This window comes from Pseudomonas sp. B33.4 (genome assembly GCF_034555375.1).
Lineage (GTDB): Bacteria > Pseudomonadota > Gammaproteobacteria > Pseudomonadales > Pseudomonadaceae > Aquipseudomonas.
This window is the reverse complement of record NZ_CP140706.1, coordinates 6,340,020-6,354,341: the sequence shown is the minus strand read 5'-3', so window position 1 is coordinate 6,354,341 and position 14,322 is coordinate 6,340,020. Positions and strand designations below refer to the sequence as shown.

Annotated in this window: 13 protein-coding genes; 5 read left to right on the top strand and 8 right to left on the bottom strand. The window is 59.2% G+C overall.

Annotation, left to right across the window (positions count from 1 at the left end):
- Positions 1–40 precede the first annotated feature (40 nt).
- Positions 41–2,017 carry a methyl-accepting chemotaxis protein gene (locus U6037_RS28260; protein WP_322845240.1) on the top strand — a complete coding sequence of 659 codons (1,977 nt, stop codon included), beginning with the start codon at positions 41–43 and terminating at the stop codon, positions 2,015–2,017.
- 12 nt (positions 2,018–2,029) lie between these two features.
- Here the strand turns inward: U6037_RS28260 and U6037_RS28255 are convergent, their stop codons facing one another.
- The 8 genes from U6037_RS28255 to U6037_RS28220 form a co-directional block, all read right to left on the bottom strand.
- A complete protein-coding gene (locus U6037_RS28255) occupies positions 2,030–2,743 on the bottom strand; it encodes a phosphocholine cytidylyltransferase family protein (RefSeq protein ID WP_322845239.1) in 714 nt (237 codons plus the stop codon).
- Positions 2,744–2,750: 7 nt separating this feature from the next.
- The gene (locus U6037_RS28250) at positions 2,751–3,371 is read right to left on the bottom strand and encodes a gamma-glutamyl-gamma-aminobutyrate hydrolase family protein (protein ID WP_322845238.1); all 621 of its coding nucleotides are present in this window, start codon (positions 3,369–3,371) and stop codon (positions 2,751–2,753) included.
- Complete coding sequence (locus U6037_RS28245) at positions 3,368–5,683, bottom strand: PEP/pyruvate-binding domain-containing protein (protein ID WP_322845237.1); 2,316 nt, start codon at positions 5,681–5,683, stop codon at positions 3,368–3,370. Before U6037_RS28245 ends, U6037_RS28250 begins: the two co-directional genes overlap by 4 nt.
- Before the next feature lie 6 nt (positions 5,684–5,689).
- Positions 5,690–6,439: a class I SAM-dependent methyltransferase gene (locus U6037_RS28240; protein ID WP_064116408.1), complete on the bottom strand. Its 750-nt coding sequence runs from the start codon at positions 6,437–6,439 to the stop codon at positions 5,690–5,692.
- Positions 6,440–6,441: 2 nt separating this feature from the next.
- Positions 6,442–6,984: an adenylyl-sulfate kinase gene (locus U6037_RS28235; protein WP_322845236.1), complete on the bottom strand. Its 543-nt coding sequence runs from the start codon at positions 6,982–6,984 to the stop codon at positions 6,442–6,444.
- Positions 6,985–7,057: 73 nt separating this feature from the next.
- Positions 7,058–8,230: a hypothetical protein gene (locus U6037_RS28230; RefSeq protein ID WP_322845235.1), complete on the bottom strand. Its 1,173-nt coding sequence runs from the start codon at positions 8,228–8,230 to the stop codon at positions 7,058–7,060.
- 301 nt (positions 8,231–8,531) lie between these two features.
- Entirely contained in the window at positions 8,532–10,025 is a 1,494-nt protein-coding gene (locus tag U6037_RS28225; RefSeq protein WP_322845234.1) for a YifB family Mg chelatase-like AAA ATPase, read from the bottom strand.
- Between the two features lie 792 nt (positions 10,026–10,817).
- Entirely contained in the window at positions 10,818–11,078 is a 261-nt protein-coding gene (locus U6037_RS28220; protein WP_007920416.1) for an accessory factor UbiK family protein, read from the bottom strand.
- 413 nt (positions 11,079–11,491) lie between these two features.
- Between U6037_RS28220 and glnK the strand changes: the two genes are divergently transcribed.
- The 4 genes from glnK (at position 11,492) to sutA (ending at position 14,276) form a co-directional block, all read left to right on the top strand.
- Positions 11,492–11,830 (top strand): P-II family nitrogen regulator, encoded by a 339-nt coding sequence (glnK, locus tag U6037_RS28215; protein WP_002555808.1) that lies wholly within the window; start codon positions 11,492–11,494, stop codon positions 11,828–11,830.
- A 38-nt stretch (positions 11,831–11,868) separates the two neighbouring features.
- Entirely contained in the window at positions 11,869–13,206 is a 1,338-nt protein-coding gene (locus U6037_RS28210) for an ammonium transporter (RefSeq protein ID WP_016985874.1), read from the top strand.
- Positions 13,207–13,421: 215 nt separating this feature from the next.
- Positions 13,422–13,847, top strand: coding sequence for a secondary thiamine-phosphate synthase enzyme YjbQ (locus U6037_RS28205; protein WP_102901435.1), 426 nt, complete (start codon positions 13,422–13,424; stop codon positions 13,845–13,847).
- 102 nt (positions 13,848–13,949) lie between these two features.
- Positions 13,950–14,276 (top strand): transcriptional regulator SutA, encoded by a 327-nt coding sequence (gene sutA, locus U6037_RS28200; protein WP_007920420.1) that lies wholly within the window; start codon positions 13,950–13,952, stop codon positions 14,274–14,276.
- The last annotated feature ends 46 nt before the right edge of the window (positions 14,277–14,322 follow it).

Here is a 14,322-nt window from a genome sequence, read left to right as displayed (position 1 = left end):
TGCGATCAAGGAGGATCGGAAAGTTCGGCCAGGAGCTGTCATGTCTCAACCTCGCGCTCGGATCGCCTCACAGTTAGGTCTCGCCCTCGCCGTGATACTGGCGATAGTCATCAGTGGCAGTACGGTGTTCGCCCTGCGTTCGCTGGATTCCGCCAACCTCGCTACCCGTGAAGAGCATCTGGCCAGTGAGGCGCGGCTGCTGGCCGACCAACTGAGCACCTTTCACGGCACGCTGCGTGAAAGCACCCAACGCCTGAGCGGGTTGTTCGAAAAGCGCTTCAGCGCGGGTCTGAGCATTCACCCGAGTGAACCGGTGACGGTGGCCGGCACCCAGACCCCGGGCCTGCACCTGGGCAGCGAAGTGTTGAACAACAACTTCAAGGAAGTCGACGAGTTCAAGCAGATGACCGCCGGCGTCGCCACGCTGTTCGTGCGCAGCGGCGAAGACTTCGTACGGGTCAGCACCTCGCTGACCAAGCAGGACGGCACTCGCGCCATTGGCACCTTGCTTGACCACGCGCACCCGGCGTACGCGAAGTTGATGGCGGGGCAGAGCTATGTCGGCCGCGCGTTGCTGTTCGATCGTTCCTACATGACCCAATACACCCCGGTGCGCGATGGCAGCGGCAAGGTGATTGCGGTGCTGTTCGTCGGCTTCGATTACACCGATGCTCAAAACGCCCAGTTCGACAACCTCAAGCGCTTCCGCATTGGCCAGACCGGCTCGCTGGCGCTGCTCGATGAGCAGAGCAAATGGCTGGTTGCACCGGCAGGTGTGCAGGCGTTGGATCAAGCGATTCCAGTGATCAAGGATCTGGCGAAATCGCCGGGCAAAGGTCAGTTCTGGGGCGACAAGTCCGAAGATTTCTACAGCGTCGCGGTGCCGTTTGATGGTGGCCCGTGGTCGGTGGTAGCAAGCATGCCGAAAGCCGAAATCCGCGCAGTGACGTGGAGCGTCGGTACGCAACTGGCGATCGGCAGTCTGTTGGCGATGCTGCTGGCGGTCGGTTCCGTGGTCTGGTTGCTGCGTAGCAAACTGGCGCCACTGAGCGATCTCGTCCGTCAGGCGGAAGCCTTGGGCGCCGGCGATCTGAGCGTGCGCCTGAACGTGTCGAGCAACGACGAAATCGGTCAGCTGTCCCGCGCGTTCAACCAGATGAGCCAAGCGCTGTCGACGATGGTCGAGCACATCCGCCGCTCTTCGGAAGAGGTCAACAGCCGTGCGCAGGCACTGTCCGGTTTGTCCGGCGGTGCCTACGAAGGCATGGAGCAGCAGTCTGGCGAAATCACCAGCATGGCCGGCGCGGTGGAAGAGTTCAGCGCGACCTCGCTGAATATTGCCGACAACATGGGCGCGACCCAGCGTCTGGCGCAGGAAAACGCCCAGCAAACCCAGATTGGCCGCAGCTCGATGGAAGAGGCGTCGTCCTCGCTGGAGCAAATCGCTGGCGCCCTGAACAGCACCGCCACCGTGATCAACACCCTCGGTCAGCGCTCGCAGGAAATCGGCGGCATCGTCGGTGTGATTACTTCGATTGCCGAGCAAACCAACTTGCTGGCGCTCAACGCGGCCATCGAAGCGGCCCGTGCCGGCGAACAAGGTCGCGGCTTTGCCGTCGTAGCCGATGAAGTGCGTAGCCTGGCCTCGCGCACTCGTCAGGCGACTGATGAAATTTCCAGCATGATCCACAGCATCCAGCAGGAAACCGGCAACGCGATCAGCACCATGGAGCAGGGCAATGTGCTGATGCAGGAAGGCTTGTCGCGTAACGCCAACGTCGCTTCGGCGCTGGCGCGCATTGATGAGCAGAGCCGTTCGGCGGGGCAGCAGTTTGCCGCGATTACCACCGCGACCCAAGAGCAGAGCAGCACCGCCACGCTGCTGAGCAGCAATTTGCAGAGCATTGCGCTGGCCAACAGTGAGCAGCGCGAAGTGGTATCCAACCTGGCAGTCACTGCCAAGGAACTGGAGAAGCTGGCCGCCGATCTGCGTCAGGAGGTGGACCGGTTCCGTTAAGGCGCCGGTGCCTTATTGATACACCGAGAGGTCTTCACTGGAGTCGACCTCTCCCCATTCGCCGGTGTAGGCGACAGCTTCGATCGGCACACGACCGGCATCGATAACGCGTTGCAGGGTGTTGGTCATGTGCATGCTGTCGCGTTGCTGCGGCGACAGTTCGGCGCGCAGCCGCACGACTTCCGCCCAGCCTTCGGGAGTGAAGCGCAAAAGCCCCATGTACTGCCCCTGAACATCGTCCACTGATTGCGGCTTGTTGCCGATTTCGGCCAGCGTGTGCGCGGCGGTCAGGCGAAAGGTTTCGGCATCCAGCAACGGGTCGCCGAAGCGCTCGGTCCACAGCTGCAACCAGTTGGGGTCGTAGGTGACGGCCAGCGCTGCCTCGCTGTTGATCAACGACTGCACGGCCACAGCGCTGTAGAAAATATCCGAATAGCTGACGATGCATGGCTCGCCATCAAGCCAGGACTCGGCGCAGGCCAGTGACGAAACCATGTTGGTTTCGGCCCAGCGCGGGTTGTGAAACTCGCTCAGACCACGCTCTGCCAGCAGCTCGCGCTTGTAACCGGTGACCACCGCGATGTCGCTGATACCCGCTGCACGCAACGACTCCAGCTGCCATTCCAGCAGCGGTTTACCGCGCAATTCGACCAGACATTTTGGACGTTCATCAGTGAGGCTTTTCATGCGACTGCCACGTCCGGCAGCCAGAATAATGGCTTTCACAACAGGTCTATCCCGTGAGTTCTTCAGTGGATTCGGTTTCGCCAAACAGTTGTTGCAGGCGCTGAAGGTCGTGCGCTGCGAAATCGCTTTCGCGCTCCGGGTGCCACATCCAGCCCTGCCACGGCAGTTGAAGGTGACGGATCGCTTCGATTTCGCCGTCCTCGCTGCGCGCCAGCACTTCAAACCCTGGCGGGCAATCGGCGAGGGCGAGGGTGTGATAGCTGTTGACCTCGGCGGCGATCTGCCCGGATAGCTGATGCCGGGTGCGTACATGGCCGGTGACCGGTTTCAACGATACACCCGACCAGTGCGCCAGCATTTGCATACCCCGGCAAATCCCCAACAACGGCAGATGGCGCGCCTGTGCGTGATCCAGCAGACCGCTTTCGGTCTGATCACGGGCCGGGCACTGACCGATGTCATTGCCGCCCGACAGCACGATGGCTTGCGGGTTTACCGCTGTCAGCCAGCGATCGAGGTCATCGGGTGATTGCCAGCCGTTGGGCACTGGCACAGGGATAAAGCCTGCCGCCAGCACAAACGCGATCAGGCGCTGATCCAGCGCATCACGGCTTTCGCCGCGCTCAGGGAGTGTGTCGACACGCTGGCTGATCGCGACCACTGTCATGACATCAACTCCACTCGGCGCCCCGGACAATCGAGGTGCAGAAAGTCCGCCGTCGACCAGCGCCGGTAGAGTACTTCGCCGGCGCCAATGACCGCCGGCAGGCCAAGCTCACCGGCACGGATCGCCATGTGCGAATTGGCGCCGCCCCACGCGGTGATCAGCCCGGCAATCGGGTAGGCGAACAGCCAGTCAAACCCCGGATCGGCATTGGGAATGCAGACGATCGCCCCGGCGAGTTTTTCCCGGTCATCACACAGCACCACCGGCGCGGTCACGCGTTTTTGTGTAATGAAGTTGGGCGCCGTTTCCGGCCACTCAAAACACCAGACATCTTCCGGGCAGGTAATCACCGGCGGTAGCGACACTTTGAGCGTTTCGGCGTAGCGCGCCTTGCCCTGTTCAATGCTGCGCTGCAACACTTCCTTCGGATCTGCTGCAGCTACATGCAGCTCCTGGAAGGCGCTGATGTCGCAATAGGCCAGATCCTCGCGATCAATGCCGTACTGCGCACCGACCTGAGCGATCAGAGCCAAGGCATCGGAAAGGTTACGCGTGAAGTGAAACTTGGCCAGCTCGCGCAGCTCGATGCCGTTCTGCAGGAAGTCCAGCAGCCCTACCGGATCAGGCTGCAGGCCATGGGCTTCGAGCTGTTTGACGATTTCGCGCATCTGCGGCAGCGTCAGCGAAAACGGTCGCAGCGGTTCCGGCGCGGCGGGGCTTTGCGTCCAGTCGAAATACAGCTCTGGCGCCTCGTCGTAACGCGGCGAGAGGATGTCGTAAGTGCCCGGTCGCAAATGCCCGTAACGGGCGAGGAACGTGGTTTTGTCGAGGGTGGCGCGGTCACGGGCCAACTGCCCGCTGACCGTGGAAACCCCGGCCATGAACGCATCGTAATCCGCCTGCGAAAACACGCCCACGCTGACCAGCGATCGAAGCATCTGCACGGCAACAAATCCGGCGCGGGCCAGGCCGGCGAAGGGCAGGGTGCCGTAACGCTTGGCATCCTCCAGCAGCCAGTAAATGCGTTCGAGCGGATCGGCATCGGAGGCCAGCAGCTCTTCGCGGCGAGCGTTGAGCACATCGAGCTTGTTGGCATCGCTGCGCCACAAACCGTCCTTGGGGTGCACGATGCGGTTGGTCAGCTTGCGCAGACTGGTGCTGATGGCGTCCAGTTCATGTTCAAGAAAACCGGCACTGCGCAAACGCTCCAGTTGCTGCGACAAGTCGAGGGTGTAGCAGGAGAACACGATCTCGAACTCTACCTTGTCGTGCAGCGTCGGTTCCGCCAGCAAGCGATCGATGTAGTAATCGACCAGACGCCCCGCCAGTCCTTCATCCAGATCGGCCGGGATAAACGAGTTGAACGACAGACGCACGTCGATATACGGCAGACCGAAAAAGTGCGGCATCAGCGGGAAGCTGCGCAAGTTACGGTAGCCATAGTTATGGCGCTGGTAGGCCCAGATCGAGTCAGTGACCAGATCCCGATACAGCGAAAGCGCCAGCGGTTTGGGCCGGATGCCGATGATCTCGGCCGGGTTCCAGTCGGGCATCACGCCATACACCGTGCGCTGACCGATCAGAAAGGGGTGCGGACGCATGCCCCGTTCGACTTTGCTCTGAATGCTTTGCAGGCGAGCGAACTGGGTGGCCGCAGACTCAGGCGCCGTCGGCAGAATCAATGGCCGGGCTTGCAGCAGCCAGAGCGTCTCGCCTTCAGCATCACGGGTGACCGCGAACTCGCAGTCGACCGGCCGATCACCAAACAGGCTGAGCAATTCTTCGAGCAAGGCCACCACTGGTGCGAGCGACACAGGCGCTGCCACTTCACTGTGCGCCGCCTGCTGCCAGAGCCGCCCACCCATGCCGCCAGTGACGGCGGCGGTGTCATCGCCCTCCGACCAATTCACCACGCGATAAGGTGCGCAGGTGTTGGGGTCGTGAGAGAAGGCTACGCCGGAGCGTGCCACATTGCCGAGCATTGGCTGAATCAGGATCTCGTCAGTCAGGTGCGCATCGCCGTAACTGGCGATGACTTGTTCGATCGCCGAGACCAGCTCAGCCTCCTCGACATTCGGCACCGACAGGAAGGCGCCGGCGAACGACGCCTGCGCACTGTCCTCGCGCCCGCAACTGGAGCGCACGATCCACGGAGCGGCTGGCAGCCGACGCTGGATATCCTCAACGCAAGCGCGCTGATCCAGTTGCCAGTCCGCCACCGTGAATGACAGCAACGGCGCAATGTGCGCCGAGGCGAGTCGCCCTTGCAGGCTGGTCAGGGTGCCGGCCTTGGTTGAGAAATGCAGGGCCATCAGCGGTTATCTCAGTTGAGCAACCCAGATGTTGGTCGAGTATGGAATCTGGATCGACGGCGTCTGCAGGCTTTTCAGGTAGTCGTCGATGGCCGCGATCACTTCATGGAAGCTGGCGCCAGCCTGACGTTCCAGCGTGGCGTGCGAGCGCCAGGCTTCGAGGCATTCTTCGATCGACTGCTCGTGGATCACGCGGGCATCCAGATGCACGACCGGGCCGAACAATTCGCTGGCATCGATCACCGCGGTCTGGTCTTCGCGACGGGTGCCGTAGCCATAACCGGCCACGCGCTCTTTGATGATCGCTTCGATGCGCGCCTGGATCGGGTCTTCCAGATTGCGGTGGTTCCACATGCAGGCAAACCAGCCGCGCGGCTTGAGAATGCGCGCGGTTTCCTTAAGGGCCTGCTGACGGTCGCAGACGTTGAAGGAGCTGCCGAACGTGACCATGTCGAACGCTTGCGCCGACTGGCCGGTGGCTTCACCGGTGCCTTCGTGCCATTTGACGTTTTGCAGTTCTGCGGTGCGCTTGATGCCATTGCCGCGCATCGCATCGTTGGGTTCTACCGCTGTCACATCCAGGCCGCGGGCGGCCAGCATCAGCGTCAAGTGCGCAACACCCGCGCCGACGTCGCAGAACTTGTCGCCTTGCTCGGCACCGGCAATCGACAGCATGGCGTCGATGGCCGCGTCGGCGTAGTCAGGGCGCTTCAAATAAGCATCGGCCAGGGTGGTGTAGTCCCATTCGGTTTTCATTGTCAGTTCCTTCGAAGAATTTTAGGGAGCAAATCATCGGCCAGACGCTGGCTGGAGCGTTCGCGATCGAACTCAACCAGGCAGTCCGCCGCCAGCGGTTCATCAATGGCCAGGTCGAGCCCGGCAACGTTGTGCAGTTCGCCTGCATCGAAACGGCGATAGATGTCCTTGGGGTCGCGGCGACGCAACTCCTCGACGGGCACCTTCAGATAAATCTCGAAATATTTGGGCAGCTGGGCGCGGTTCCACTCGTGAACCTCGCGAAACAGCGAGATCGTGGCGATCACTACGATTTGTCCCTGTGCTGCGATCATTTTGCACAGGCGAGCGTATTGCAGAGCGAGGGCCAGGCGACCTTCGCGGCCATGGTTCTGTGAGTTGGCGGCGGCTGCGCCAAATACTTCGCGCAATTCATCGCCATCGAGTATGACCACCGAGCGTCCTTCAGCACGCAGTCTGGCAACCAATTCACCGGCCAGCGTTGATTTGCCCGCTCCTGAAAGGCCCGTAATCCAGATTACCTGTCCACCAGCTTCACATTTCATAGTGTTCTGACTTGTGTTCGATTCGAGTGTATCGGCAGGCTGTTTCCTTGCATGAGGCCAGACGTGCTTTATTTTAAGCGTTGTCCCGCTCGATTATGTTTCCGAAAGAGTCAATCGAGAGCGGGCAATACTGCGACTCGTGCCGGTATTCAATCAGGTCGTGGAACACTTCCTGAGGCAGGGGCAAGTCGCTGTATTGTGCCTGGTAGAACTTGTTGTATATGTAATAGCTGTCTTCTGGTTTCAGCAGGCTGAACCCCAGTGCCATGTCCCTGAGCTCATTGTTGCTTCTGGCAATTGGCAACAGGTTATCCATTTGCTTTAGCCAGGCGTCGACCGTGAGATTGCTCTCTTCGGTATAGGGCACATAATAAATCGGCAGTTTGCAGGTATTGAGCATGAACGAAACACCGCCGGTGGATGCATCGGTGATGACCGTGTCGCATTGTGTATAGAAAGCCGTGCTGCTGGTCCCGGGCTTGTCTATGGTTATCCAGTCATGGGCAGACAGTTGTTCGCACAGATCCTTCACGGTCGGATGGGAAAGTTCGGCCATGTACGGACGCAAGATGAACGTCGCGTGGGGAATTTGCGACTTCACTGCATTGATGACGGTCTGCAGATTCTCATACAGAGTCGCCCCGTTCGGGCAGATACCCAGTTGGGTCGGCAGAAGCCCGACGACGTAGTCATCCGAGGTTTTTGTCGATGGCGGTGATGATTCGAAATTACCGGGGATCTTCACCGGCAGCGTGGCCACCGGGCTGGTGCTGCGCATGTCCGAGCGCAACGCCAGTCCATCGATCAATAGTGTTTTCAGGGCCTTTCTGTCGCGACGGTATGCCTGCATCCCGGCAGTAATCAAATCAAAGCCTGACCGGGAAGACGCGATGACCACATCCCAGTAAGAGGTCAATTCGGCGTAGTAATATTTGTCTTTGGTCGGCATCCCGACATTGCCGTGACTGATGAAGATGCCAAAGTTCGAGTTGTCCAGCAGGCGTCCGGAATAGGCATCATTTGAAATGACAACCTGCGATTTCAGGCTTGCGATGAATTCATTGTCAACCTGCTCTACCGGGAAATCGAGGACGGCTTCGACTTCCTCTCTATTCAAGCCGGTACGATCAGTATTGAGCACGACACAGTTATACTTTTCTCGAAGCGATTTTAGCGCTGGAATCAGATACTCGAGATAAGTTTTGCCGCCGTCCACCACGTTGCTGAGCAAGTAAACATTTTTCATAATGAAGTTTTGTTTTCAAAGTTTGTTTAAATAAGGCCAATGCCAAACAGAGTAATAACGACGGGCAAGGGATTTTTTGTCTTGATTTGAACTAATGAATTGAACAGCTTTGTCCGGTAACAGTAAAAACCTTGTCCATGATGCCCCGCCTCCACTCCATGATGAAAAATGCTCTATGTCTTGACGATAGACAGAATGTAGTAAAAAAGAGCGCCGTCGTTATATCACATCCCGGCCAATCGCCATCAGCGCTCGGGTGTTTATTTTCGGGGCAGTTCACTTGCGAGCCGCGCTGTCATTTTCATTGCGTTGCCGGCCGATACTGCAAAGCCTCCGCCAGGTGTTCGCGTTTAATGTCTTTTTCCTGGCTCAGATCGGCCAACGTTCTGGCGACCTTGAGCAACCGGTGCGCCGAGCGCAGTGACAGGGTCAGCCGTTCACAGGCTGATTCCAGCCAGGCCTCATCGGCTGTGGATAACTTGCAGTGGCGACGCAGGCCTGGCAGATCAAGAAACGCATTGGCACATCCCTGGCGTTTCTGTTGTCGTTCACGGGCCTCGGCTACCAACGCGGCCGCACTGGCGCTGTCTTCTCCTGGCTTTACCGCAGGGTTCAGCGCTGTCGCCTCCCGCGCTACCGTCAGGTGTAAGTCGATCCGGTCCAACAGGGGGCCCGACAACTTGTTGCGATAACGCTGAACCATATCCGGCGTGCACGAGCACTTGCCACTGGGTTCACCAAGATATCCACAGGGGCAAGGGTTCATCGCCGCCACCAACTGAAAGCGCGCGGGGAAACGCACGCGGTCCTTGGCCCTGGCGATCACGATGAACCCGGACTCCAAAGGCTCGCGTAAAACCTCCAGCACCTTGCGATCAAACTCCGGCAGCTCATCGAGGAACAGCACGCCGTGGTGGGCCAGGGTGATTTCGCCGGGTTGCGGTTTTGAACTGCCACCGACCAGTGCCGGCCCGGATGCCGAGTGGTGCGGTTGGCGGAACGGACGCTGCGGCCAATGGGTCAGCGGCGCACCGCTGGCGACTGACTGAATCGCCGCGACTTCCAGCGCTTCACTCTCAACCAACGGTGGCAACAGTCCCGGTAACCGGCTGGCCAACAAGGTTTTGCCGGTTCCCGGCGGCCCGCTGAACAACAAGTTATGCGCACCCGCAGCAGCAATCAGCAGCGCCCGTTTTGCCGCCAGTTGCCCCTGCACTTCATTCAAGTCGGGATAAGGCTTGCTGGCGTGCATCAACCCGTCGGACACATAGGGCTCAACCGGCGTATGCCCATTGAAGTGCGCCACCGCCTCCAGCAAATGATCCACCGCAAACACCTTCAACCCCGAAGCCAGGCACGCCTCCTCGGCATTCGCCCGCGGCACCACCAGTGCCCGTCCAGCCTTGCGCGCCGCCAGTGCCGCCGGCAACACGCCACGCACCGCTCGCACTGCGCCGGACAACGCCAATTCACCCAGACATTCCACATCATCCAGCGTCAGACACGGCACCTGCACACTCGCCGAGAGAATCCCCAAGGCAATCGCCAGATCAAACCGCCCGCCATCCTTGGGCAGATCGGCCGGCGCCAGATTCAAGGTGATCCGCCGCGCCGGAAACTGCAGCCCGGAATTGATGATCGCGCTGCGCACCCGATCCTTGCTCTCCTTCACCGCCGCCTCGGGCAGGCCGACCATGGTCAGCGATGGCAGACCATTGGCCAGATGGACTTCGACGGTGACAGCGGGGGCTTCCACGCCAATCTGGGCGCGACTGTGGACGATGGAGAGGGACATGGTCGTTCCTTGAGCTGAATCGGGGGCCGCTTCCTGCGGGTTTTTGAAGGGTAGCCTGGGGAGAAGATGTTGGTAGGTGGGTTCTATGGGTGAATGTTCACCGGATGTTGCAGGAGACAGTAACCTTCAAGCGTAAAAAAACCGCCTTGAGGAGGCGGTTTTTTTGTATGCAGGCTTCGGTGAGGCCAAGGCCTGCGCATCCTTAGCGGACACACTCACGTTCGCTGAGACTATGCACCTTTGCTCAAGGGTGCAAGTGCAAAAGTCATCCTTCGCTTATCAACCCGGTTCTGGAGTGGACTGCTTTATTCATGTCCGACCACTAGCTTCATGGCTTGATACACCTTGTTTAAATTGCCTCTGGGAGCTTGCAATAAAATCCGAGACGACGATGCCCACGCATTGAGTATTCGTAAAGTGTGGTCGGGAGCCTAAAGATTTCATGTTCCTCGACACGGTGTGAGACCCGTGCCGGTGCTGGTTTTGGGGAGCCCACAACCGGCCGCCTTAGCGGACACACTCACGTGCAGTCCCGAAGGTGTTCGTACGCCGGAAAGCACATCGGAGGTTTGGCCCCACGCAAGGAGGGCCAAAGTATGTCTAAGTTTCTTAAACATATGTGGCGCCTCGTCAGGATCGCGTTATGGGCTTTTCGCCTGTACGAGATTCTGCGAGACCGTTGGAATAATTCGTTGTAAAGGATTGATCTGACGGAAACCGCTCCTGCTTCGGCAGGAGCGGTTTAATTTCTATTAGCAAAATTGAAGGTATTTTTGCTCAGGCGTTGCAGTTTTACTCGGCGGGCGGCGTCAGCTTCGCTTCCATCTCGGCAACTTTAGCTTCGAGGCTTTCGAGGCGGGCGCGAGTGCGCGCCAACACAACCATCTGGCTATCAAATTCTTCACGGCTGACCAAGTCGAGTTTGCTGAAGGCACTCTGCAGCAGCATCTTGAACTGGCTTTCGATTTCGGCTTTCGGTAGCGGGGTGTCGCCGCTGAAGAGGCGGGAGGCGGTGCCGCTCAGGGCGTCGAGGAAGTCTTTGGGCGCGAGCATGGTGGATGTCCTGGAAACAATGGCCGGCAGTGTATCACGCAGTGTCTATAGTCAATCTCGTGGTCAGGGATGCACGCTTTTCGCGCAGGCGCACGGACGGCGACGCACCGTTGTTGTGCGTATCCGGATGGCGTTTCGGGCGCGATGGCTTGCAGCAGCGGCCAAGGGATTGAAATCAGGGGATTTTGGCGAGATGGCAAGGTTTCTGCTTAGTCACCTTCGACCCATGCACTGATGCAGTCGCTGTGACGAATGCAGTGCGGCAGACGGAGCGGGGAGTTTCGTCAGCAGCGGTTAGCTGGCGTCAGTCGGGCAGGTACGGCCGACGATGCGTTACAAAGCCAGGCACTGCGCTTAGACTTGAGTCGGGTTTGTTTTCCTGGGGCAAGTCCACCAATTCGGGAGAGAGTTTCATGAAGCTAGTCACTGCCATCATCAAGCCGTTCAAGTTGGACGACGTGCGCGAGTCGCTGTCCGAAATCGGCGTGCAGGGCATTACCGTTACTGAAGTCAAAGGCTTCGGCCGGCAGAAGGGTCACACCGAGCTGTATCGCGGCGCGGAATATGTGGTCGATTTTCTGCCCAAGGTGAAAATCGACGTGGCCATCGACGACAAGGATCTGGATCGGGTTATCGAGGCGATAACCAAAGCGGCCAACACCGGCAAGATCGGTGACGGCAAGATCTTCGTGGTCAATCTGGAACAGGCGATTCGCATCCGTACCGGCGAAACCGATACAGACGCGATCTAAGCGCCGCCACAAACCCCAACGCCCCAGGAGAAAACAATATGACTCTGCGTAAATTCGCAGGGCTAGGAGCCCTGTTGTCTATCGTAATGCCAAGCCTTGCAATGGCGGCAGACGAAGTGGCGGCCCCGGTCCTCAATTCCGGCGACACCGCCTGGATGCTCACCTCGACAGCCCTCGTGCTGTTCATGACCATCCCGGGCCTGGCGCTGTTCTACGGCGGCATGGTTCGCTCGAAAAACATTCTTTCCGTGATGATGCAGTGCTTCGCCATTACCGGTCTGATCAGCATCCTGTGGGTCATTTATGGCTACAGCATTGCGTTCGACACCACCGGCATGGAGCAGGGCGTCGTCAACTTCAACTCGTTCTTCGGCGGCATGGGCAAGGCGTTCCTCGCCGGTGTCACGCCTTCGAGCCTGACCGGTCCTGCGGCGCTGTTTCCTGAGGCGGTGTTCATCACCTTCCAGATGACCTTCGCGATCATCACCCCGGCGCTGATCGTCGGTGCGTTCGCTGAGCGGATGAAGTTCTCCGCGATGCTGATCTTCATGGGCATCTGGTTCACCCTGGTTTATGCACCGATCGCACACATGGTCTGGTCCGGCAACGGCGGCCTGATGTGGGACTGGGGCGTGCTCGACTTCGCGGGCGGCACCGTGGTGCACATCAACGCCGGTGTGGCCGGTCTGATTTGCTGCCTGGTATTGGGTAAGCGTAAAGGCTTCCCGACCACCCCGATGGCTCCGCACAATCTCGGTTACACCCTGATGGGCGCGGCGATGCTGTGGGTCGGCTGGTTCGGCTTCAACGCCGGTTCCGCTGCAGCGGCCAACGGCACCGCTGGCATGGCGATGCTGGTCACTCAGATCGCTACCGCTGCTGCCGCACTGGGCTGGATGTTTGCCGAGTGGGTCACCCACGGCAAGCCAAGCGCACTGGGTATCGCATCGGGTGTGGTTGCCGGTCTGGTAGCGATCACTCCGGCTGCCGGCACCGTGGGCCCGATGGGCGCACTGGTCATCGGTCTGGCCGCAGGCGTGGTGTGCTTCTTCTGCGCCACCACCCTGAAACGCAAACTCGGTTATGACGATTCCCTGGACGCGTTTGGCGTACACGGTATCGGCGGTATCCTCGGCGCGATCCTTACCGGTGTGTTCGCAGCTCCGGCGCTGGGTGGATTCGGCACCGTGACCGATATTGGCGCGCAAGTGTGGATTCAGGTCAAAGGCGTCGGCTTCACGGTGATCTACACCGCGATCGTCACCTTCATCATCCTCAAAGTCCTCGACGCCGTGATGGGTCTGCGTGTGACCGAGGAAGAAGAGTCGGTCGGCCTCGATCTGGCACAACACAACGAACGCGGCTACAACCTGTAAGTACGCGCATTAAAAAACTTGCCCGGTTCGCCGGGCATTTTTTTGTCTGGAATTTGTCATTGAGTTGAAGGCTGAAAGGATTTTTCGTACGGCTTTGGTCGTGTTTACGACGGGCGTTTTTCTGCGGCCAATGGCTTACATCATTGCAGGAATATTAGGGCCTTTGTTTTTTCCCAGAGCGCGCTAGAATGCGCCCCGAACGTGCGGAGAACTGTATGTGGCAACAGACTCTGATAACCCTGCGGGCACGGCCCCGGGGCTTTCATCTGGTAACGGACGAGTTGATCAAAGGCCTGCCTGAACTCAGGGAGTGCCGGGTCGGTCTGTTGCATTTGTGGCTGCAGCATACCTCGGCGTCGTTGACCATCAACGAGAACGCCGATCCGGCGGTACGTCGCGACTTCGAACGATTTTTCAATCGTCTGATCCCACAAGGAACAGACGGCTATGAGCATAACGACGAAGGCCTGGACGACCTCCCGGCGCACTTCAAGGCCAGCGTACTTGGCTGCCAGATCAGTCTGCCGGTTTCGGCGGGTCGCCTGGCATTGGGGACCTGGCAAGGCGTTTATCTGGGCGAGCACCGTGATCATGGCGGTGCTCGAAAAGTCCTCGCCACCTTGCACGGTGAAGGGGCATAAACCGTTGGTCACCAATGGTTACTGATTTTTTAACGGCGACTTTCGACAGTTGCCAAAGCTGGTCTATAACTAATCTGCTTTTCGCAAGTCATGAGGTAGAACATGAGCGACGATGATCTGGAAAACGACGACCTCGAAGTAGGCGACGAAGACGAGGCCGAGGAAGGCCTGGAAGCAGCAGCGGAAGACGTTGCTGACGACGATGGTGGCGACGATACGCCGGCCCCGGCTGCCAAAGGCAAAGCCAAGGCTGCGGTGTCGGTAGACGAATTGCCGAGCATTGAAGCCAAGAACAAGGAGCGCGACGCCCTGGCCAAGGCCATGGAAGAGTTCCTGTCCCGTGGCGGCAAGGTTCAGGAAGTGGAGGCCAATGTGGTCGCCGATCCGCCGAAGAAGCCGGACAACAAGTACGGTAGCCGCCCTATCTGAGGCGTGCCGCTGTCTTGCTGAAAAAGCCCGCCGTCGCTGCGGGCTT